We start from the raw sequence: 19,461 nt of genomic DNA on the forward strand, positions 1-19,461 counted from the left end.
GTGGAGTTTTCGGATGGGATGGCGGTACTGCACTGGCGGCGAGAGCCGTATGGGTTGAATGTGTACCTACGGGTTGAAGATTTACTCGCCGTACATGGACACGGCGGGATGAGTTATATCCGGTGGATAGACGGAGATGGACATGGACAAGAGCGAATGGAGAGTATATCGAATCGAGGACAAAGAGGATTGGGAAGCGGCGATAGCGTTGTACGCCAAACGCAAGGGGGTGAAGCCTCGCTATGCACGGGTGAGTGAGAAAGCACCGGCGTGGCTGCTGTCGCTTCTGGAAGAAGCTGACGGGTTGGAGATTGAACGGGCAAGCAATCTGCTGCCGCTGGATGTCTGGCTGACGCATGAGAAGAAGGCGGAGCCGCAGATGAGTCTGTTCGGGGAGGCGGGATGAAGGTCTTTTCGTTCATCAACCAGAAAGGCGGGGTAGGCAAGACGACCTCGGCGATCACGCTGGGGCATGGATTGGCAATTGGGGGATACAGGGTGTTGTTGATTGATGGGGACAAACAGGGTCATGTCGAAAGGCATTTGAAAATACCCAAAGCGGGGGGTTTTCGGCGCTGGTTTTATGAAGAAGAACCGATGGAGAAACACATCGTTGAGGCGCGTCCGAATCTGTGGGTATTACCGGGTGACAAGAGTACCAATCTGGTGATTGGAAAGTTGAGGGATGAACCGCTAGCAACGCCGTTGTTCGTGCGGCGGATTCGACAGGAAGCGGAAAGTTTAGGGATGCAAGTATGTTTGATTGACTTGGGGCCGGGGCTGGATCACTTACAAACGGCGGCGATGATGGCATCGGATTATGTGGTGATACCGGTATCGCCGCGCTTTCTGGACATGGATGGGGTGGCCGAAGTAACCAGCACGATGGCAGAGTTGAATTACAGCAAAGGGAAGAGTTGGGAGCGGTTCATAATCTTACCGACCATGTATGTACGGGTATGGCGGGAAAGTGGGACGCGGCTGAAGGAGTTGGTGGACACTTTTGGGTCATTGGTTTGGCCGCCGATACCGAATGATCCGCGGGTGGTGGAGTCGGCTGGGCGTGGGATGACGCTGTGGGAATATGCAGCGGAAACGAAGGCGGTAAAGGGTATCGAAGCAGGCGGAAAACGGATTGGCGGGTACGAGGAAGCCTTGCGGCGAATGAGAAGGTTGTTGGAGGAAGGATGAGCAAACGGAAGAAAGACGATCAAGTTCTTTCTGCATTTGAGGGATACGATGAAGGGCTACGGTTGTTGATGGAAGAGACCGAGCGGCGAGCAGAAGAGAGTCGGTTATCGCCGGAAGAGCGGAAGAAATTAGCCCAAATGCGCAAGCGGGAAGAGGAAAAGAAACGCAAAGAAAAAGCCCGTGCAATGGCTCGGGAGAAAAACCGTGTCACAACTTACCTGCCAACGAATTTACGGGAAAGGATTGAACGAATTGCAGAAAAAGAAAACGTAAGCATGTCGCAGGTGATCACCTTCTTCCTGTTTGAAGCGGTGGAACGGTATGACAAAGGTGAGATTGGTTTTTGGGGCTTCAAGCATCCCTCAGAATCACCGCGTTACAACTGGATTCTGGTTCATCCGCAGGATGTAGAAAGGACAGAAAAAATTGAGTCGCGGAAAAGTAAAAAATCGTGGTGAAAAACAAAACTATAGAACGTTCCAATGGTTTTCAAGGAACGTTCCATTACAACGTTCCTTGAAAAGTAAAGGAACGCTATTATGGAACGTTCCTTCAAAAAATCAAGAACGTTTCTTGTCGCGTTTAGAAGCCCTACAAGCCCTCTATTTTTCATGGGTGGCTATGTCAATATGGGTTGTTTGAAAAGGTGGCTGAAAATGGCTAATTTCGATTGTTTCAGAAACAACCAAAATCCAGTTTTGGAGGTGAAAAATGAGCAGTGAAATCATGGCAAGAGTATGGCAAAACAGCCAGGCGGGGGGCGACAAACTGTTGTTGCTGCTGGCGTTGGCAGATGGGGCGGACGGCGATGGTCTGGTCATTGTGAACAAGCCGCTGCTGGCGGACAAGTGTCGTCGAAGCGTGAAAGGGATCGAGCGGGCGTTGGAGGAGTTGGAGCGAGCGAACGAACTGGTGCGCAGGGGAAACCTGGCGGTCATTCTGGCAGGGCGGGATCGGGACGAGGGTGAAACCGTCCTGCGCCGTTGGGAGGTGGGGAATGAGTAATGATTTGCAAGGCGTGATCAACCTGATTCGGGCGATAGCGGCGAATATACGGATTTAGACAATTTAGCGGGAGGGAAGAGGTGATGAGTGAAAACGACGATTTCGGCCCGATACTGGACGGGATCAGCATACCGGACACGGTGGTGCTGCCGCCGGAGGTGGTGATGCTCTTGCCGTGGCTGAGCCTGGCGGAGTTGAAGGTGGTGATTGCGGCGGTTGCCCGGCTGATGCAGGTGGGGGGCGCCGAGCCGATCACCCTGTCGGAGTTTCAGGAGTTGACCGGCTTATCGCGCCCGGCGGTGCTGGACGGCATTGAACGGGCGATGAAACGGGGGCTGCTGATGCGCTTCGAGATGACCGGTTATCGTGGTCACACCATGCACGTGTACGAGTTGAAACCGAGGGCTATCGGTGGGAATTTTCCACCGATTGGCGGCTCAATCGGTAAAGATTTTATCGGTAAAAAATTTTTACCGATTACGCCTATTAAAGCAAAGCAAAGTAAAGATGTTGTTAATGATCTAGATTTAACAACAACAAACTTTGCTTTGCTTAACTTAAGCGAGCGCGAAAAAATTTTTTCAAAAAAAACGCCCGAAAACGAGGCAAAAAACGGGCTTTTTGCGCGGTTGCGCAAAATCGGAATTTACGCCAAAACAGCAAGATTTTTGCTGGATCACTTCCCCCTGGAGCGGATCGAAAAGTGTTTGGGGTTGTACCCATTGGCGGTCAAAGCGGGAAGAGCGGATGGTCCCGGCTGGCTGGTCAAAGCGGTGAGCGATGCGACCTGGGATTTGGACATCGAGCAAGCCGACCTGCAGGAGCGGGTTGAAGCGCAAACGGCAGAACAAGGCAAATCGAACGGACGCCGAAAACCGACCAAACCACAGTTGCCCAAGAGCATGGCGGAGGGGCTGCAAGAAATCGGCTGGAACGGGAACCCAGCGGAGTTGGCGGAGTATTACCGCGCCGACCGCAAAGCGTTCAAGGCGTGGTTGGAATGGGCTTTGACGCAGCCGAGGGAATATGCTGCCGCCCGCTTTCTGACCGGGCTGCGTTCCGGGCTGCTGCCGCCCAAAAAACAAACCGATGACCGCCGCCGGTATGTCGAGGGTGAGTATGCGGACTTCATCGAGCATTAGGCAGTTGCAGGAGCAATTGGGCGGCGAGTTGGTCATCGAGTTAGTGCGGGACTTACCCACCGCCGAACTGCAAGCCGCCTTTCTGGACGAGAATCACCCGCTGGCCAAAGATTTGCGGACGGCGGTCATAGCAGCGGTGGATGCCGGGCGCAATCATGCGCGGCAGATCGTGGTCACGGCGTTGGAGAAGGTTTTACAGGAGCGGTTGGATGAACGATAAATTTCTGCCGATTGTGGGCAAGATCATCCGCCATGCCCGGCGGGTGCAGCGGGAGTTGGGACCGGGACATGCCGAACTGGTGTATCATCGGGCGTTGCTGCTGGAATTGCGCTCCGCCGGTGAAGAAGTGTTTTACCAGCCGCGCCTGAAAGTGCGCTATGACGGGCAGGCAGTGGGTGAGGTGGTGCCGGACTTGCTGGTGCGCAAGGGCAACGCTTCGGTGTTGATCGAGTGCAAGGCAACGGGGCGGTTCGAGCAGGCGGACTTCGACCAGTTGCGCCGCTACCTGCGGGCGTATCAGGGCGATGCGGTGGGGCTGCTGCTGGGCTTTAGCGGCGAGCGGTTGGAGTTCCGGCGGGTGTGGCGGGAAGAGCGGGTAAAATCTTGAAAAACCGGGAGGTTTGATGAAACGGTACAATCAGGTGATTCTGGACGGGCAGATGAGCCTGAGGCGGGTGTACGCCATCCGGGGCGTGCTGGCGGTAGAAGCCGTCCTGTCCACCGATTTGGCGGTGCTGGGCGGCAGTCATCGGGTGGTGTGTGAGAACGACCTGGCGCTGGAAACGCTGGCGTTCGTCCTGACCAGCCGGGCGCATCGGGAAGCCCTGCACGCCACCGTCCACGGCTGGCTGTGGTCTGCGGATGAGCGGGCGCATGTGGTTGCCCGTGAAGTGGTCTTTCATGTCCCGCCGCTTCTGCGGGAGCAGGCGGTCAATGTCATCAAGCAGTTGCGGAAATCGCAGCCCGGCTTGCCGGAGCGAGTAGCGGTGAACGGCTGGCAGGTGAATGTGCGGGAGATCCTGGCGGATGTGGAGATGGACGGCGCGCCGGTCTAGCGACCGGCAAGGGCAGCCTGGCGGCTGGGCGTGCGGCACAAAGCGCCTTGCGCCCCGTCACCGCTGGACGCCTAGCGGCGTCTGCGCTCTTGGCGTAGCCGCCTGCGTTCGGGGGCGCACCGGCGCAGGTGTGCCTTGTGCGGGCTACCGCCCGCTGAATCTTTGCGGAGGCGCAGCATGGACTACCTGATGCGGTTTTTCAGAAATGTGCTGGTTTTGTTTTTGGTCGTGGGCGGGATGCTGCTGGTCTTGCTGCTCACCGGTCAGGGTGAGGCTTTGAACGTGTTTGGCTCGATGTTCGAGGTCTATGATGCACTGGGCATATTGCCGTATGTGTTGATTTTGCTGATATTGGCTGTTTTACCGAAACGGCGGAGGTAAAGGGCTGAACGAGGTGGTATGGCGTTTCGACATCACAAAACGAACCGGCAAATTTTGCCGCTTCGTTTTTGGGACGTGCGGGGAGGAGTGAGGCATGAATGCCCTGGATTTGTTCTGCGGTGGTGGTGGGGCTGGTCTGGCGATGGCACGCTTGGGGCTTGAGCCGCTGGGGGTGGATCGGGATGAGAGCGCACTGGAGGTTTACCGGCATGTGGGTACAACAGTGCGGGGAGATGGGGCGCATCTCGACCCGCTTGCTGTGTGGGAGGAGAATCTACCGCCCTGGTTGATCTGGGCGTCTCCACCCTGTCAGCCGTGGAGCGAAGGGAGGCGCAATCGGGGCTTGCTGTGGGGCTTTGAGACGACCGGCGGTAAACTCCTGTTGGAGCCCTTGCGTTGGGCAGAGGCACTTAAGCCGGAGTGGGTGGTGGTGGAGAACGTGGATGGATTGCCGGATGAGCAAATCGTGCCGCTCACGGATGGGCTGGCCAGGCAGTTTGCCTTTGTCAGCATCCTGCGCTTGAACGCACGGGACTGGCTTCCGCAGAAACGAGGGCATGTGTTTGTGATTGGCGGTCCCGCTCCGGTGGTTGAACCGGCGGGAGCGGGTGGAAAACGCTTTGGTGATATTCTGGATGGACATGACGCCGAACCGGTGAAAGCCAATCACCTGCGCTACGCCCTGCGCAAGCGATTCGATGTGCCGATTGTGACACTGGATGACGTACTGCCAACGGTGACGACCCGACCGTACAGCCAGCGGTGGACGGCGTTCGTGATGACCGAGCGGGGTAAACTGCGCTTCCCAACGTTTCTGGAAGCGGCACGGGCGCAGGGTTTCCCGGATGAGCATCCTCTTCATGACCTGTACCGAAGGCATCCACAAGTTGCCTGGCGTTTACTGGGCAACGCTGTGCCGGTGCCTCTGGCAGAGTCAGTATTGCGGGTACTCATTGGAGCGGGCGATGAGGGTGGTGGGGGGTAATTGCATGGCGAAACAAATCGGAATTGTTTGGGAGCGAAAATGAGTTACGCCTTTCGCAAACACGACTACAACCTGGACGACTTTGACCGTTGCCCGGAACACGGCTGTGTGATGATGCAGGTACAGGACTTGCCGCCGGTGTGTTTGATTGAGTGGCTGGTCAAGAACGCTGCCGAGCGCAGGGTGCGGGACGTGATTCCGCGTGAGCCGGTCAATCCGGTGGAGGCGGGACTGCCGGGGGTGGTACTGGACAACGGCTTTCTGCTGCCGGTGCGCAAGGCGGTGGATGTGGCATCGAGGAGACCGGACGGCGAGGTGAACGAGAGCATCGTGGGCTGGCGGGTGACGGACATTCTCTACATGCGGGGGGAGAATCAAGAGTTGGTGGGGGTAGAACTGCTGCCGGACGGGACGGTGGTGGACGAGGATCCGGGTTTTCTGCTGTATCTGGACATGCAGATACTGCTCTACCTGCTGTTCGATGAGGAAATCCGCAAGTGTGAGCCGTGAGGTAAAATGACCGTACCCGGAAACTGGCGGAACGGATTGCTTGCCGTAAAATCCGGCGGGGATACCGCTTTTCGGCAGGGTGAGGGCAGGGTTGCGGGAAAAATCTTATCCGTACCATTGTGCCAGGAAAAAATAGGGGGGTTGCAGGCACAAGGGTACGCTTGTGGTAAGGTAGCGGAAGGGTACGCTTGTAATATACTGACATATCCCGCTTATGCAAAAAGTGAGACCAATTCGTAGTGACTTGTGGAGACGTGTCGAAAATGCCTTGCAAATTCTGGCGGAGGGAGTTTCCCTGCGGGTTGAGGTGGAGTACCGCATGGGAATACACGGCGGGGCTTCTAAACGCCTGTTCGATACCCTGATTGCGGAGGGATTTGTCGAGCAGTGGCTTTTGCCAATGAACCGCTTTACTTACGGTGTCGTTCGCCTTACAGAGTTAGGAGCCGACTTCACCATGCGGGAGTACGGCATCGCAATAAACCCTTCCGAGTGGGATGTTCTTGTCCAAAAACACAACGCCGAAGAACACGCCAATCACGCCTTTGCCATCCTGTTGTTTGCCTACCATGCTCGCAGACGGGGCTGGCGGGTGGAAGTGTGTCCGCCGGTGGACAATCCGCTGGTCGAGCCGGATGTGCTGGTCGAGAAGGGCAGCGATCGGATTTATGTCGAAGTGGAAGTTTTACGCAATCCCCGCAAACTCCGAGACGGTGCAGATAACACCTGGGTACGCAAGTGGCGCAATCAGCGGAATTTTCAAGGGCGGGTGGCGGTATGCACCCTGACGCCCAAACGGATGCAGGGAATACTCCGCTATCTCAAACTGCGCTATCCGGGAGTGGCCACCGAACTGACCACGCTGGCAAAGCAGCCGGATAGTGACCTGTGGCTGGAACGCTGGAACTGGCCAAACGAGTTTTCGATGCGAGGGTATCGGTAGGGGGTTGACAAATTGTGTAATATTGTGTATCTTGTAAGCAAGATTGTGTATTAGCGAGGTTATCTCATGGAACGCTATCAGGTCTTGCTGGAACCGGAACAGAAAGAGCGCATTCAGCGTCTGGCTGCGCTGCAACGGCGGTCTGCTGCCAGCGTGCTGCGTCAGGCTTTGGACATTGGGCTGGATGCACTGGAAGGCAACGATGAGGTGTGGGAGCGGCGGATGGAAATTCTGTCCAAGAACCGCAAACGCATGAAGAACCTGCCGCTGATTGAACTGGATTTGGTCAACGATGCCCGGCAGGAACGGGAGGAGGAGATTGAGCAAACATGGCGGTTGTGATTGACGCAAACATTGCCCTGGCTTTGTTCCTGCACCTGCCGTACACCGAACAGGCTTACCGCCTGATGGATCGTCTGCGGGAACGGCGGAGCGCCGTTCTGTCGCCGGTGTTGTGGGAGTACGAATGTTTGAGCGGTTTTCATCGAGCGGCGCAGTTAGGAGCAATCCGCCCCGAAGATGCGCGGGAGTTTATGGCTGACCTGCTGGCGTTGGAGATTGAGCGAGTAACGCCGACTGTTGAAAGTCATCATGCCGCCCTGCGCTGGGCGGAACGAATGGGACAGAGCAAAGCCTACGATGCCCAGTATGCAGCCCTGGCGGAGCAGTACGGGACGGAGTTGTGGAGCGCAGACCAGCGGCTGGTCAACACCCTGCAAGCACAGGGAGCAGGTTGGGCGCATTGGATTGGGGAGGTGTGAGGTGGCAGTCGTTACACGCAAAGGTTTGAAACTGGCAGCCCGCAACCTGGCAGCCTTGCCGTTCAGGGTTTTGCTGTTTGCGTTTGAGTGGGTGTTGCGCCTGACGATCATCGCCGTACTGGTCTTTGTGCTGGCTGTTGGCGGGGTGGGCTGGTACTTCTACGCCGTCAAAGCCAATCAGCCGATGCAGATTGACCCGCGCTTTGCCCGGACACTGCCGCCGGAAGGGATGACCTTCGGGAGTTCTGGCAAGACCGCTTTGCCGGGTGGGAGAAGATTGACGAACTCCGCTATGATATGGGGGTATCAAAAAGCGATGATAATTGTCGCTTTGTAGGGTTTGTCTTATTTCCCGCCTATCAAATCCTGGCTCCCTCCCTGCGGGTGTATTTCGTGCGCACCCAGCCCTGAACAGCCGAAGCCGAATCGTGGATTCGGGGGATAAAAGGCATCATTGCGCCGGAGGATTTGCCATTTCTCGATGCCTGGAGGTGGCAGATCGAGAACGAGTCATGGTGGTAGTGGGTTGACCATCAGGCTATCTGTAAACTGCCTCCACCGCAAAGACCGGCGGCAACTCCCTGACCTTGCAATTTTGTAAGGAACTGGAAAATACCACTTGCGAACGGAAAAATAACTTTACATGAGTTCAGGATAAGGGGCTCCCTGGCGTAGACTTGGATTTACCAAAACAAGCCTTCCAAGGAGCCCCCGATGGATAGTCAAATTGAATCGTTCTCTGAGCTCGATGATTTTTGCCAATCTTTTCTGCCTGTCTGGCGAAAACAATTGTTGAGCGCAGGTGAAATTCAGCGGCAGCGTGAAAGAAGCCTGAGCATGAGTAAGGTCATGACTATTTTGATCCATTTTCATCAATCACACTATCGTAATTTCAAAGCGTACTACACCGAATATGTGCTGGAACGCCTGCGCGCTGAATTTCCTGGTCTGGTCAGTTATAACCGTTTTGTCGAGTTTATTCCTTCCGTCCTGGTTCCGTTGTGTGTGTACCTGCGCACACGCTGTCTGGGAACTTGTACAGGCATTTCGTTTATCAATTCAACCGCTTTGGCGGTCTGCAAAAATCCCAGAATCCACTCTCATAAGGTCTTTGCTGGACTGGCAGCGCGTGGCAAAACCTCCACCGGCTGGTTTTTTGGCTTCAAACTTCATCTGGTTTTCAACGACCGCGGCGAATTACTCAATTTGATGCTCACTCCGGGCAATGTGGATGACCATAAACCTGTTCCTAAGTTGGCTCAGCGCCTATTTGGTAAGCTGTTTGGAGACAAGGGTTACGTCTCCCAACAGCTGGCGCAACAATTGCGTGAGATGTTCAATGTGCAGCTCATTACTAAGCTGCGCGCCAACATGAAGAACCAACTCATGCTGCTCACAGCGACCGGCTGCTCCTGCGTCGTCGCGCGATCATCGAGACGATCATCGATCAGTTGAAAAACATCTCGCAGATTGAGCATTCCCGGCATCGCAGTGTCACTAATTTCTTTGTCAATGTGCTGTGTGGTTTGATTGCTTATTGCCGTCGACCCATCAAGCCGTCGCAGGGCTTGGACAGTTATCTGCCCTTGCCCGTCTAACCCGAACTCACGTTACCATAACAAATTTCGAGCCGTCAATGCATTCCGTCTTTGAAACCACTTGTAACACCTGAAAACTTTATGTCGAACTTGATCTGGCGATTATTTTTGAAACACTGTCTAATGTCCCTAATTGTTTCACTCAAACAGAATTACGGAAAATATCCGCACGATTTGCATTTTGGCTGATTTAGGTAGTATTAAGTCTAAAAGGGTATAGCTGGCCTTGTAACCAATGCAAGTATTCAGATCAAGTGTATATATCGGTGCCTGGAAATTTAGCTATGGGCAAAAGCGCTTTGTTGTCAATACATATTAACCTGCTTGTTGAAGTAAAATTCGTTTGAGTACAACCCAAAACATTTTCGTATCATCAATATTTTTTAAAAAATCTGAAATGAAGCGCCAGGTTCAATCTTAACGCTATAATTCTAATTGTGAAACCTTTACCATTGATTGCAACCAAATTTTTCCCGCTGCCATCGCCCGGGAAACAATTGAAGCGGCAGGGTCTTATCTCTCGCATGGAAGAGGGTTTGGCGGCGCGCCACCCACTGATTTTGATTTCGGCTCCCGCCGGCTATGGGAAAAGTACTCTCGTTGCGGAGTGGCGGGAGAGCACCCAACGAACAATCACCTGGCTTTCTCTGGATGATTCCGATAATGAACCTTCGCGTTTTCTTGTTTACTTGATTGCAGCACTTCAAAATGCGGACAAATCGATCGGGATGGAATTGATGACCATGCTGGAAGCCAATCAACTCCCGCCTCGCGAAACGATCATAGCATTGTTAACTGAAGACTTGTTGGCTTCTAGGAATTCGTTGGTGTGCGTATTAGATGACTTCCAGGTGATCCAGGACCCCAATGTCCTCGACATTCTGCAAGACCTCATCGTTCATCCCCTTCCGTTACAATTCGCCATTGTCACCCGGGAAGATCCCGCCCTGCCTTTGGGTCGCTTGCGCGCAAACGACCGGTTAACCGAGATCCGCGCTTTGGATTTACGCTTTACGAAGGAAGAAACGGCAGCATTCTTTCGAGAGGTGATGAACATTCCACTTACCGAGCGTGACCTTTCGCTTTTGCTGGAACGCACCGAAGGTTGGGTGGCGGGGCTTCAGCTGGCTGGTCTTTCCATGCAGGGAGGAAAAGACCCATCTGAGGTAATTGCCTCCCTGAGCGGGAATAACCGCCATATTCTCAGTTATCTCACCGAGGAAGTTCTCAAGCAACAAGAAACTTCCGTACAGGAATTTCTTCTATATACCTCGATCCTCTCAAAATTTAATGCGGATCTATGTAATGCCGTTACCCAACGAAGTGATTCGGCTGTCCTGCTGGAAGCAATGCTGGCTTCCAACCTCTTCTTGATCCCATTGGATGACGAAGGATTCTGGTATCGTTACCACCATCTTTTTGCGGAATTGCTTTTCAGTTATCTGCTCCGTTCCCAGCCAGGCCTGCTGAAAGAATTACATCATCGCGCCGCAGAGTGGTTTGAGAGCCAATCCATGCCAGCGGAAGCTATCGACCACGCTCTGGCTGCAAGAGATTTCGCCCGCGCTGCGACCCTGCTTGAAATAAATACCTGGACATTGTTGAATCAAGGATATGTTCGCCGTATCGAAGCCTGGATGCAATCCCTGCCTGTCGAGTGGCGTACCCAAAGCCCACGGACAAACCTCAGCTTTGCCTGGATGTATCTCCTGCGGGGAAATTTCATCAAAGTAGTACCCCATCTCCAGGAGGCTGAAACTGCGCTGGAGAACGCACCGGAGGCAGATGACTTGAGAGCAGAGTGCCATGCATTGAGAGCTAACCTCTTACAATCCCAGGGTGAGATTCCTGCCGCAATTGAAAACGCCAAAGAGGCTATAAAGATCGTCTCTCCGGGAAATGTTCGCCTGTTAGGGTTGGCGAATCTGGGATTGGGAGCAGGGTATCGACAAGCGGTGCAGTTTGATCTGGCAGTAAATGCCCTGCAGCAAGCAATTCGTTTCAGCCGTGAATCAGGCGACTCTGTCACGGGTGCATTAGCAGCCACGCATCTCATCCTGATGAGTCTCCAGCATGGGCGATTGAATCTTGCAGAAGCAGTGTCTTCGCAGATGATCGAACTAATGGAGTGCATCGGGGAGGCGGTGCCACCCATCATCGGCGCAATCTATGGGGCGTTAGGGTTAGTCTATTACGAGCGAAATCAGATCGAGCAGGCGCGTGACCATTATTTACGGGGAATTCATTAAGGAACCTTTCTCGGACATCATGCCTCCCTGGTCTATACAAAACTCAATTTTGCTCGCTTGTTAATGGCTGAAGATAATTTCATTGACGCGAAAAAGAATCTGCAAGATGCCGAGGTATTGGTCCAGGCAGGTGCCCCAGACTGGTTGAGACCCGGTCTGATTGCGCATCAGGTTCAATATTTTCTTGCAACCGGCAATTTGCCGGAAGCAGAAGCAATATTACGGCAGAGTGGCGTCACACCAGACGGGCGAATCACTCATGCCACAGATGAGATTTATCTTGCTTTTCTACGCATCAAGTTGACGCGTGGAAAAGAAGCAGACCTCCGTGAAGGAGCAGAACTTGCGGGGAGGATTCTCACACTAGCAGAAAGTGGCCAACGGAACAAAACAACCATATTGGCTTCCATGTTGGGAGCTTTGTTTCACGAACGATTAGGAGATACAAGATCTGCCTCTATGTGGCTCGAACATGCACTGGTATTAGCTGAACCTGAAGGATATGTACGCCTTTTTGTGGACGAGGGAATGGAAATTGTTGCATTGCTAAAGCGATTAACACCGACGGATTATATTCGGACCCTGCTGGCGGCGTTCCCTGCGGTAGAGAGATCTGTCGTTAGACCTCGGCCGGTAGATGGAATCATCGAACCACTCAGTGAGCGTGAAGTGGAAGTATTGCGATTGTTGGCGCAAGGGATGAAATATGCCGAGATTGCAGAGTATTTGTTCGTGAGTATGAATACAGTACGTTTTCACGTCAAGAGCATTTACGGAAAGCTAAATGTCGATAAACGGGTTAAAGCGGTTGAGCGGGCAAGGGAACTAAAACTGATCGAGTAACCCCAAAACCACATCAATTACACCTAACGGGCTACATCTTTGTGTAGTCCGTTTTTGTTTGATGCAAGATAAACTGCAAACATACGAGGAAACATGATGCAATCCAATCCCGACACAACTCTGAGCGCAATTCGCACGTATACCCTGATTATAGACGGGGAACTTGATGTAGATTTTGCTGCCGCCTTTTGTCCACCTGATACCATGCTTGAGCATGACGGGAAAACCCTCAGGTTGACTAACCTGCGCGTGGACCAGTCCGGCCTGCTGGGCATCATCCGCAGCCTGCACAACCTGGGCTGCGTCCTTGTTTCTTTATCCATCGATACCGGAGAAATATCATGAGTCCGCGAAATATGTCGCGCCGCGAGTTTTTGAAATTCACCGGATTGACGTTGGACGCAGCGGCCGTCGCCTGCTCCGGGCTGGGCTACGCCGCCACCCGTTCCCCCAGAACTGCCGACCCGAAAATCAAATTTGAAAAGGACCCTGCCGTGAATAAAAGAGTATTAATCGCTTAGGCCACCCGCGCCGGTTCCACCACGGAGATTGCCGCGGTAATTGGCGAAACCCTCGCCGGGCGTGGTTTTGGCGTGGACGTCAAACCCGCCAAAGACAATCCATCCCTCCAGGAGTACGACGCGGTGATCCTGGGCAGCGCTGTTCGCATGGCAAACTGGCTGCCAGAGATGGTGGATTTCATCAAGAAAAACCAGGCAGAGCTTGGAAGAAAACCCGTGGCGCTGTTCACCGTTCACATACTCAACCTTGGCGATAATGAGGCCAGCCGTGAGGCGCGGCATGCGTATTTGAATTCTCTTCATCCATGCTTGAACCCAATCGATGAAGCGTTTTTCCCGGGGAAAATCGACCTGGAATCCCTATCCTTTGTGGATCGCCTGATGGTGAAGATGGTTAAATCGCCTATTGGCGATTTCCGAGATTGGAAGCAGATTCGAGCCTGGTCACCAGTCATTTTTTGGGAATAAGTATTATTGTCTGAAAAACGAAAGAAAAAAGATGAAAAATCAAGTTGCATTGGTAATTCTCATCCCGTTAATATTTATCCTTGCGTTCATTGCTGCAGGTATGGGGCTCATTAGTCAGACACCTGGAGAACCTTTTCCTGTGACCACTCTACACGGCGAGCAAGTAACCATCAATGCGCACGGGCTGTACTACTGGGACACGGTCAGTTCCGCCACCCAGATGCAAGCCAACGACATGGTGACGCTCATACTTGGACTGCCCCTGTTGGCGGTTTCGTTCTGGCTAACGTTGCGCAATTCCTTACGCGGACGGCTGCTTCTGGCTGGCACGCTCGGCTTCATCCTCTACACCTACGTCACCATGTGCTTTGGGGCAGCTTACAACGCCCTGTTTATGATCTATGTCGCCCTGTTTAGCCTGAGCCTGTTTGCCTTTGTGTTGGTGATGATGTCCTTCGACCTGACGACCCTGCCCGCGCATTTTTCCGACAAACTGCCGCGCGGCTGGATTGCGGGCTTGCTCTTCTTCACCGCCGTCTTCATTTCGCTCGCCTGGCTGTGGCGCATCGCCCCGACTTTTACTCCGGGGTCAATCCCCGCCCTTGAAAACACGACCAGTATGTTCATTCAGGCGATGGATTTGGGACTTATCGTCCCGCTATGTGTGTTATCGGGCGTCCTGCTTTTGTACCGAAAGCCTTGGGGCTACCTACTGGCTTCGGTGGTGTTGATAAAGTTCCTGACGATGGGAACGGCCGTCAGCCTGATGGCGCTCAACATGGCGCGCCTGGGTGTGTCCGTCAGCGCGGTGGAATTGGTGGTTTTTCCCGCCATGGCCATTGCCAACCTGGTCATGGTGTCGTTGCTGCTTCGGAATATCAAGAATTAGAACAAAGGAGGAACAAATGGATAAAAAATTTGGTTTCATAATCATCTTGGGAGCGCTGATAGGCGCGGTTTTCGGTGTGTCTTTTACGCCAGTCATCGAGAGCGACATGTTTGCCGTCTTGGGCGGAGCGCTCGCAGGGATTTTCATCGCCTGGTTCATCGCCACCGCTCTTCGCCAGAAGTCTGCCCGCCAGTGGCCTCAAAGCGAGAAAAGGGACGAACAGTAAAATATGCATCACCATCTGTATCTAATCGGCTTGAGTGCATCACGACCAGATTAAGATTTTGAACGGAATTTATTAGGAGACTATCCAATGACTGATTTTAAACCCGCAATAAGTAACGCTTTTCAACTATTCCTGAGCGAAGCACCTCAACATGCTGAGGCTTGGATGACATTAGTTCAAGGATTGGATAACGCGAGTGCCCTGGAGAAGAAAACTGAAGAATTGGCATATTTAGCCGTTTTGGCAGCCTTACGAATGGAAAGCGGTGTTCCCTTTCATGTGCAGTCAGCCAAAAATGCAGGTGCTTCACGTGAAGAAGTGATTAGTGCTGTTCTTATCGGTTTGCCTGCCGCGGGTCACTGCGTGACCCAAGTTCTGCCGGCGGCCATAGCCGCTTATGACGAAAGTCAATCATAGCACAAACCTAAGAGAACCTGGCGATAACAGACAGCGCATAAAGAAAAAGCATTTGGCAGGTAAGAAACAACAAATAATTATGAAACTCACCATTTCCCAACTCTCCAAACAATATCCGCGCAGCGTCTGGGGATTGCGCGACTTCGACTTGGAACTCGTCCCTGGCGTGATTGGCTTACTGGGACCGAACGGCGCAGGTAAATCCACGCTCATGCAAATCCTGGCGACGGTAGTCCTGCCCAGCGCAGGGACGGTCAAATGGAACGATGCCGACATCCTCAAATCGCCAGACACCCTGCGCGCCGTGCTCGGATATTTGCCGCAGGATTTTGGCGTCTACCCCAATCTGACTGCCGTTGAATTTCTCGAATACATGGCTGCTATCAAAGGCATGGATGCCAAATCCGCCCGCAGCCGCATCGAAGAATTGCTCGTTGTGCTCAATCTCACCCTTGCAGCGAAGCGCCCGCTGGGTGGATATTCTGGCGGAATGAAACAGCGCGTTGGTATTGCCCAGGCTTTGCTCAATGATCCACAACTGCTCATTGTGGATGAGCCCACCGTTGGTCTGGACCCCGAAGAGAGAGTTTATTTTCGCAGTTTGCTTTCCGATTTATCAGGTGAGCGCATCATCATTCTCTCGACACACATTGTATCGGATGTGGAAGCTGCCGCCACTGAAATCGTCCTCATCAACCAAGGACGCAAAATTCAACACGCCGCGCCTGAAAACCTACTGGCGCAGTTGGACGGCAAAGTTTGGCAATGGACGATTCCATCCTATGAGTTGCCCACCCTCAAGCAGAAGTATCTTGTCAGCGGCATTATTCGCCGCGAGAATTTGATTCAGGTTCGCGTGGTTAGCGATGCGTCTCCATCGCCGGAAGCTCAAGCCTTATCGCCAAGCCTTGAAGATGCCTATCTCCATCTTATGCAAAACGGGGACAAATCATGAACGCCCTGCGTGTCCTCTATCATTTGACGCGCGCCGATTTTTTGGAGCGCGTCCGCCGCTACAGTTTTCTCATCACCCTGGGGTTGGCGTTGTTTCTGGGTTACAGCATCGCCAGTGGACAACTGACGCTGGTAGTCGGACAACACTATCGCGGGATGCTTAACTCTGCCTGGGTGGGTGGATTGATGTCGGCGATGGTCAACTTTTTCCTGGGGCTGTTCGGCTTTTATCTGGTCAAAGGCTCGGTCAGCCGGGATTACAAAACAGGTGTGGGGCAAATCATGGCGGCGACTCAGCTCAAACGTCCGATTTACACGGTAGCGAAATGGATGAGTAACTTTGCCGTGCTGGGTGCCATGGTGGTCGTATTGATGGCTGTTGCTGTGGTTATGCAAACCCTTTTCCGCGAAGCCCCAGTGATCCAGTGGTGGGCATTGCTGACGCCGTTTTTGTGGCTGGTTCTGCCATTCATGGCGTTCACAGCCGCACTGGCTGTACTGTTTGAAACCATCGCAGGACTGCGCGGCGGTGTTGGCAATGTGTTTTATTTTTTCTCCTTCATCATTGTCGTCACAGCGCTCAGCGCCGCCGTCTGGCTGGGAGCCAGCCCAGCCCTCGACCTGATGGGGATGGGTATCTTGAGCCGCAGCATGGGGCAGGCGGCGCAAGCCGTTTACCCAAATTACGATGGCAGTTTTCGCATCACCTGGCTTGTTCCACAGTTCCAGATTTTCCGCTGGGATGGCATAGACTGGACGCCCGAAATCATCCTCTCGCGCCTGGCGCTGATTTTTGTCTCCATCGGGATTGCCGCGCTGTCTGCCCTTTTCTTTGACCGCTTCGCCCCCGCGCGGAGTCAACCCTCCAGGCGGATGGAGAACGCTTCGGACTCCCCCGCGCCTGCTCCCGCGCTCGAAGCGGCTCCCCGCTCGAACCTGGTCCTGACCCCGCTGCCCGCCGCCCGCGCCCGCTTCCGTTTCGGCGCCTTGTTCGCCGCCGAATTGAAACTGCTCCTGAAGGGACAGCGCTGGTGGTGGTATCTCGTCGCCGCGGGACTGCTGCTGGCGCAGTTATGCGCGCCATTGAAGTCCGTCCATTCGCTGCTGATTGCTTCCTGGCTTTGGCATCTCCTGCGCCTCAGCAAACTTGGTTGCCGCGAGACCGTTTACAACACCCGCCAGATGATTTTTTCCGCGCCGCGCCCGTTGGCGAATCAACTGCCAGCCGCCTGGCTCTCCGCTTTTGCGGTCACCGCCCTGCTGGGTTCAGGCGCATTGATGCGCTTTCTCCTCGCGGGTGAGACGTTCAGTCTGCTCGGCTGGCTGACGGGCGCGCTTTTCATCCCCTCGCTGGCGCTTGCCCTCGGCGCGCTGACGGGCAGCAGCAAAGCCTTTGAAGCGCTTTACGTGCTATGGATGTACCTGCTCAGCCAAAAAGTCCCTGCCTTCGATTTCATCGGTCTAACGCCCCAAAGCCCGCTGAGCGCTTACGTTTTGCTATCGCTGCTCTTGCTTTGCCTGGCTTTCATCAGCAGGTCCACAATGAAAATCAAAACTATGCGATGATTGAATGAACAATGAGGAGAAAGAATGACTCACATTTTGAAATGCCACGACAATATAGCCAAAAATCTTGTGCGCGGAGAGAATTGTTATCTATACGATGATCAGGGAAGGCGTTACATCGATTTTGAATCGGGAATTTGGTGTACAGTTCTCGGTCACAGCCACCCACGGATCAGCCAGGTTGTTGCAAAGCAGGCTGCAACATTAATGCATTTGGGAACTCGTTATCCAAATTCTATTACCGAAGACGCAGCTTTGGCTGTGTTGGGTATTGTTGGGCTGGATAATGGTAAGTGCATGTTTCTGAGTTCGGGCAGTGAGGCTGTTGAGTTTGGTGCTCAAACAATCCGAAAAGTGACCGGTAAAAACCTTTTATTGACTTTTTCTAATTCCTATCTGGCAGCTTATGGATCAGCCGGAAGAAAAAATATTGATGAATGGTATCTTTTCGATTGGGATTCAGACTCAGAATCAAATCAATCCCTGATTCAAATTCCATTTGAGCACATTGGCGGTTTTATTTTTGAGCCTGGAGGCAGCGGTTCGGGATATGTCCGGTTTCCACCGCAACCTGTGGTCACCAAAATTATTCAAAAAATCCGTGAGGCAGGCGGCCTCGTCATGTCAAATGAAGTCACAACTGGGATGGGGCGAACAGGAAAGTGGTTTGGTTTTCAGCATTATGATTTTCAGCCTGATATTGTTGCTCTTGGAAAAGGTCTTGGTAATGGCTATCCAGTCAGCGCAATTGCTATGAGCATGGATGTGGCCAAAAAACTTGAGGACAGTGGGTTACGATATGCTCAATCCCATCAAAATGACCCATTGGGTTGCGCCGTGGCAAAGGAAGTCATCGCTGTTCTGCGCGACGAAAGCCTGATTGAACATGGTGCAGCGCTCGGAAAATATTTTTTGGATAGATTGCAAACTTTGGTCGATGAGTTTGCCATTGTAAAACAAGCGCGTGGTCGCGGAATGTTGTTGGGATTGGCATTTTACCCGAATGAAAGATTCTCTGCTGAAACAGCCTTTCATGCTTTGCTGGAACAAGGTTTACTTGTTGGATGTTATCCAGGTGGAAATATGTTACGTTTTGACCCTGCTCTGGTCATTGAAAAACAATGTATTAACCGTCTTTTTGACTGTCTTGAAAAAGTTTTACAGGGACTCAAGCCCCAACCGTCTTTAGGATAATGCGCGAAGAAAGAAGCTATGCTGTCATGAGTCAATCGTTGAATTTTTCTCCTGCCCTTGTCCAATACCTGCCTGAAACCTGTACCTTGCTTCAGTCTGCCAACCTGGTCGTTCACCCCACCGTCGTACGGGTAGTTCTGCATGGTTCGCGCGGCCTGGGAGGCGGCGCTCGTCCAGATTCAGATATTGACCTGAGTCTGATTGTGGATTTGCCTGTCAACTTGGAAGCAACGCAACTTGAGCCGCTTTTGCATGTTGTTTTCCAAACCACGTTCAACGCCTGGCAATCTGAGATTGAGCCAGATCTGGCTGTGATATTTAAGACTCGCGCCTGCGCGCTGGACTGTTTCACTCAAACAAACTGGCAGGATGATATGTGTTCCATCGGTGGATACGACTGTTTTGGCTTGTACAAAGTCCAAAAAGGTTTCAGCGGTCTTGTTACTCACGCCGGGATTGAGATCAGGCGCATGGTCCCCTGCCTGGAAATCTGGAGACGAGCCATCTGTTGACCCCGTTGCAGATGGCAAAATATTCGCCTTAGAAATTTTAATTGAAAACT

At 53.0% G+C, this 19,461-nt stretch carries 26 protein-coding genes and 3 pseudogenes; all 29 read left to right on the plus strand.

The window, feature by feature from the left end; genetic code table 11:
• Positions 1-142: 142 nt before the first annotated feature.
• The 29 genes and pseudogenes from AC812_RS17650 (at position 143) to AC812_RS12525 (ending at position 19,411) form a co-directional block, all read left to right on the plus strand.
• Positions 143-406: a hypothetical protein gene (locus tag AC812_RS17650; RefSeq protein ID WP_061918925.1), complete on the plus strand. Its 264-nt coding sequence runs from the start codon at positions 143-145 to the stop codon at positions 404-406.
• Positions 403-1,191 carry a ParA family protein gene (locus AC812_RS12395; protein ID WP_061918927.1) on the plus strand — a complete coding sequence of 263 codons (789 nt, stop codon included), beginning with the start codon at positions 403-405 and terminating at the stop codon, positions 1,189-1,191. The genes AC812_RS17650 and AC812_RS12395 overlap by 4 nt, the downstream gene beginning before the upstream one ends.
• Positions 1,188-1,649, plus strand: coding sequence for a ribbon-helix-helix domain-containing protein (locus tag AC812_RS12400; RefSeq protein ID WP_061918929.1), 462 nt, complete (start codon positions 1,188-1,190; stop codon positions 1,647-1,649). Before AC812_RS12395 ends, AC812_RS12400 begins: the two co-directional genes overlap by 4 nt.
• A 253-nt stretch (positions 1,650-1,902) precedes the next feature.
• Positions 1,903-2,196 carry a hypothetical protein gene (locus tag AC812_RS12405; RefSeq protein ID WP_061918931.1) on the plus strand — a complete coding sequence of 98 codons (294 nt, stop codon included), beginning with the start codon at positions 1,903-1,905 and terminating at the stop codon, positions 2,194-2,196.
• A gap of 83 nt (positions 2,197-2,279) precedes the next feature.
• On the plus strand, positions 2,280-3,338 hold the full coding sequence (locus AC812_RS12410; RefSeq protein WP_061918933.1) for a hypothetical protein: 1,059 nt from the start codon (positions 2,280-2,282) through the stop codon (positions 3,336-3,338).
• Entirely contained in the window at positions 3,316-3,558 is a 243-nt protein-coding gene (locus tag AC812_RS12415) for a hypothetical protein (RefSeq protein WP_236839274.1), read from the plus strand. The genes AC812_RS12410 and AC812_RS12415 overlap by 23 nt, the downstream gene beginning before the upstream one ends.
• Positions 3,548-3,946, plus strand: coding sequence for a GxxExxY protein (locus AC812_RS12420; protein ID WP_061918937.1), 399 nt, complete (start codon positions 3,548-3,550; stop codon positions 3,944-3,946). The genes AC812_RS12415 and AC812_RS12420 overlap by 11 nt, the downstream gene beginning before the upstream one ends.
• A gap of 16 nt (positions 3,947-3,962) precedes the next feature.
• Positions 3,963-4,394, plus strand: a complete 432-nt coding sequence (locus tag AC812_RS12425) for a hypothetical protein (RefSeq protein WP_061918939.1) — start codon at positions 3,963-3,965, stop codon at positions 4,392-4,394.
• Positions 4,366-4,584, plus strand: coding sequence for a hypothetical protein (locus AC812_RS17655; protein ID WP_145962583.1), 219 nt, complete (start codon positions 4,366-4,368; stop codon positions 4,582-4,584). Before AC812_RS12425 ends, AC812_RS17655 begins: the two co-directional genes overlap by 29 nt.
• Positions 4,572-4,775, plus strand: a complete 204-nt coding sequence (locus AC812_RS12430) for a hypothetical protein (protein WP_061918941.1) — start codon at positions 4,572-4,574, stop codon at positions 4,773-4,775. The genes AC812_RS17655 and AC812_RS12430 overlap by 13 nt, the downstream gene beginning before the upstream one ends.
• 94 nt (positions 4,776-4,869) lie before the next feature.
• Positions 4,870-5,760, plus strand: coding sequence for a DNA cytosine methyltransferase (locus tag AC812_RS12435; protein ID WP_061918943.1), 891 nt, complete (start codon positions 4,870-4,872; stop codon positions 5,758-5,760).
• A 39-nt stretch (positions 5,761-5,799) separates the two neighbouring features.
• Entirely contained in the window at positions 5,800-6,270 is a 471-nt protein-coding gene (locus tag AC812_RS12440) for a hypothetical protein (RefSeq protein ID WP_061918945.1), read from the plus strand.
• Between the two features lie 214 nt (positions 6,271-6,484).
• Positions 6,485-7,213, plus strand: coding sequence for a hypothetical protein (locus tag AC812_RS12450; protein ID WP_145962584.1), 729 nt, complete (start codon positions 6,485-6,487; stop codon positions 7,211-7,213).
• Positions 7,214-7,279: 66 nt separating this feature from the next.
• Positions 7,280-7,555, plus strand: a complete 276-nt coding sequence (locus AC812_RS12455) for a hypothetical protein (RefSeq protein ID WP_061918951.1) — start codon at positions 7,280-7,282, stop codon at positions 7,553-7,555.
• Positions 7,543-7,974, plus strand: coding sequence for a type II toxin-antitoxin system VapC family toxin (locus AC812_RS12460; RefSeq protein ID WP_061918952.1), 432 nt, complete (start codon positions 7,543-7,545; stop codon positions 7,972-7,974). The genes AC812_RS12455 and AC812_RS12460 overlap by 13 nt, the downstream gene beginning before the upstream one ends.
• A gap of 1 nt (position 7,975) precedes the next feature.
• The gene (locus AC812_RS12465; RefSeq protein ID WP_061918954.1) at positions 7,976-8,311 is read left to right on the plus strand and encodes a hypothetical protein; all 336 of its coding nucleotides are present in this window, start codon (positions 7,976-7,978) and stop codon (positions 8,309-8,311) included.
• A gap of 377 nt (positions 8,312-8,688) precedes the next feature.
• Positions 8,689-9,572 (plus strand): annotated as a pseudogene (locus AC812_RS12470) (IS982 family transposase).
• 1,139 nt (positions 9,573-10,711) lie between these two features.
• Positions 10,712-12,370 (plus strand): annotated as a pseudogene (locus tag AC812_RS18170) (winged helix-turn-helix domain-containing protein); the annotation flags it as partial.
• Positions 12,350-12,664, plus strand: a complete 315-nt coding sequence (locus tag AC812_RS18300) for a response regulator transcription factor (RefSeq protein ID WP_114676152.1) — start codon at positions 12,350-12,352, stop codon at positions 12,662-12,664. The pseudogene AC812_RS18170 and the gene AC812_RS18300, both read left to right, overlap by 21 nt.
• A 93-nt stretch (positions 12,665-12,757) precedes the next feature.
• A complete protein-coding gene (locus AC812_RS12485) occupies positions 12,758-13,009 on the plus strand; it encodes a hypothetical protein (RefSeq protein WP_145962586.1) in 252 nt (83 codons plus the stop codon).
• Entirely contained in the window at positions 13,006-13,185 is a 180-nt protein-coding gene (locus AC812_RS18010; RefSeq protein ID WP_201797731.1) for a twin-arginine translocation signal domain-containing protein, read from the plus strand. The genes AC812_RS12485 and AC812_RS18010 overlap by 4 nt, the downstream gene beginning before the upstream one ends.
• Before the next feature lie 15 nt (positions 13,186-13,200).
• A pseudogene (locus AC812_RS12490) lies at positions 13,201-13,653 on the plus strand (flavodoxin domain-containing protein); the annotation flags it as partial.
• A 139-nt stretch (positions 13,654-13,792) separates the two neighbouring features.
• Positions 13,793-14,542, plus strand: a complete 750-nt coding sequence (locus AC812_RS12495) for a TMEM70/TMEM186/TMEM223 family protein (protein WP_145962587.1) — start codon at positions 13,793-13,795, stop codon at positions 14,540-14,542.
• A 16-nt stretch (positions 14,543-14,558) separates the two neighbouring features.
• Complete coding sequence (locus AC812_RS12500) at positions 14,559-14,768, plus strand: hypothetical protein (protein ID WP_061918962.1); 210 nt, start codon at positions 14,559-14,561, stop codon at positions 14,766-14,768.
• Positions 14,769-14,855: 87 nt separating this feature from the next.
• A complete protein-coding gene (locus tag AC812_RS12505; protein WP_061918964.1) occupies positions 14,856-15,185 on the plus strand; it encodes a carboxymuconolactone decarboxylase family protein in 330 nt (109 codons plus the stop codon).
• 79 nt (positions 15,186-15,264) lie between these two features.
• Positions 15,265-16,140: an ABC transporter ATP-binding protein gene (locus AC812_RS12510; protein WP_061918966.1), complete on the plus strand. Its 876-nt coding sequence runs from the start codon at positions 15,265-15,267 to the stop codon at positions 16,138-16,140.
• Entirely contained in the window at positions 16,137-17,705 is a 1,569-nt protein-coding gene (locus AC812_RS12515) for a hypothetical protein (protein ID WP_061918968.1), read from the plus strand. The genes AC812_RS12510 and AC812_RS12515 overlap by 4 nt, the downstream gene beginning before the upstream one ends.
• Positions 17,706-17,729: 24 nt before the next feature.
• Entirely contained in the window at positions 17,730-18,899 is a 1,170-nt protein-coding gene (locus AC812_RS12520; protein WP_061918970.1) for a class-III pyridoxal-phosphate-dependent aminotransferase, read from the plus strand.
• A 26-nt stretch (positions 18,900-18,925) separates the two neighbouring features.
• Positions 18,926-19,411: a nucleotidyltransferase family protein gene (locus AC812_RS12525; RefSeq protein WP_061918972.1), complete on the plus strand. Its 486-nt coding sequence runs from the start codon at positions 18,926-18,928 to the stop codon at positions 19,409-19,411.
• Positions 19,412-19,461: the final 50 nt, after the last annotated feature.

Origin of the sequence: Bellilinea caldifistulae, from assembly GCF_001306055.1 — a bacterium.
Lineage (GTDB): Bacteria > Chloroflexota > Anaerolineae > Anaerolineales > Anaerolineaceae > Bellilinea > Bellilinea caldifistulae.

Excerpts from the sequence above, each read along its gene's own strand:
- AC812_RS17650 (WP_061918925.1), top strand. The coding sequence starts at position 143 with ATGGACAAGAGCGAATGGAGAGTATATCGAATCGAGGACAAAGAGGAT.
- AC812_RS12395 (WP_061918927.1), top strand. The coding sequence starts at position 403 with ATGAAGGTCTTTTCGTTCATCAACCAGAAAGGCGGGGTAGGCAAGACG.
- AC812_RS12400 (WP_061918929.1), top strand. The coding sequence starts at position 1,188 with ATGAGCAAACGGAAGAAAGACGATCAAGTTCTTTCTGCATTTGAGGGA.
- AC812_RS12405 (WP_061918931.1), top strand. The coding sequence starts at position 1,903 with ATGAGCAGTGAAATCATGGCAAGAGTATGGCAAAACAGCCAGGCGGGG.
- AC812_RS12410 (WP_061918933.1), top strand. The coding sequence starts at position 2,280 with ATGAGTGAAAACGACGATTTCGGCCCGATACTGGACGGGATCAGCATA.
- AC812_RS12415 (WP_236839274.1), top strand. The coding sequence starts at position 3,316 with ATGCGGACTTCATCGAGCATTAGGCAGTTGCAGGAGCAATTGGGCGGC.
- AC812_RS12420 (WP_061918937.1), top strand. The coding sequence starts at position 3,548 with ATGAACGATAAATTTCTGCCGATTGTGGGCAAGATCATCCGCCATGCC.
- AC812_RS12425 (WP_061918939.1), top strand. The coding sequence starts at position 3,963 with ATGAAACGGTACAATCAGGTGATTCTGGACGGGCAGATGAGCCTGAGG.
- AC812_RS17655 (WP_145962583.1), top strand. The coding sequence starts at position 4,366 with ATGTGGAGATGGACGGCGCGCCGGTCTAGCGACCGGCAAGGGCAGCCT.
- AC812_RS12430 (WP_061918941.1), top strand. The coding sequence starts at position 4,572 with ATGGACTACCTGATGCGGTTTTTCAGAAATGTGCTGGTTTTGTTTTTG.
- AC812_RS12435 (WP_061918943.1), top strand. The coding sequence starts at position 4,870 with ATGAATGCCCTGGATTTGTTCTGCGGTGGTGGTGGGGCTGGTCTGGCG.
- AC812_RS12440 (WP_061918945.1), top strand. The coding sequence starts at position 5,800 with ATGAGTTACGCCTTTCGCAAACACGACTACAACCTGGACGACTTTGAC.
- AC812_RS12450 (WP_145962584.1), top strand. The coding sequence starts at position 6,485 with ATGCAAAAAGTGAGACCAATTCGTAGTGACTTGTGGAGACGTGTCGAA.
- AC812_RS12455 (WP_061918951.1), top strand. The coding sequence starts at position 7,280 with ATGGAACGCTATCAGGTCTTGCTGGAACCGGAACAGAAAGAGCGCATT.
- AC812_RS12460 (WP_061918952.1), top strand. The coding sequence starts at position 7,543 with ATGGCGGTTGTGATTGACGCAAACATTGCCCTGGCTTTGTTCCTGCAC.
- AC812_RS18300 (WP_114676152.1), top strand. The coding sequence starts at position 12,350 with ATGGAAATTGTTGCATTGCTAAAGCGATTAACACCGACGGATTATATT.
- AC812_RS12485 (WP_145962586.1), top strand. The coding sequence starts at position 12,758 with ATGATGCAATCCAATCCCGACACAACTCTGAGCGCAATTCGCACGTAT.
- AC812_RS18010 (WP_201797731.1), top strand. The coding sequence starts at position 13,006 with ATGAGTCCGCGAAATATGTCGCGCCGCGAGTTTTTGAAATTCACCGGA.
- AC812_RS12500 (WP_061918962.1), top strand. The coding sequence starts at position 14,559 with ATGGATAAAAAATTTGGTTTCATAATCATCTTGGGAGCGCTGATAGGC.
- AC812_RS12505 (WP_061918964.1), top strand. The coding sequence starts at position 14,856 with ATGACTGATTTTAAACCCGCAATAAGTAACGCTTTTCAACTATTCCTG.
- AC812_RS12510 (WP_061918966.1), top strand. The coding sequence starts at position 15,265 with ATGAAACTCACCATTTCCCAACTCTCCAAACAATATCCGCGCAGCGTC.
- AC812_RS12515 (WP_061918968.1), top strand. The coding sequence starts at position 16,137 with ATGAACGCCCTGCGTGTCCTCTATCATTTGACGCGCGCCGATTTTTTG.
- AC812_RS12520 (WP_061918970.1), top strand. The coding sequence starts at position 17,730 with ATGACTCACATTTTGAAATGCCACGACAATATAGCCAAAAATCTTGTG.
- AC812_RS12525 (WP_061918972.1), top strand. The coding sequence starts at position 18,926 with ATGAGTCAATCGTTGAATTTTTCTCCTGCCCTTGTCCAATACCTGCCT.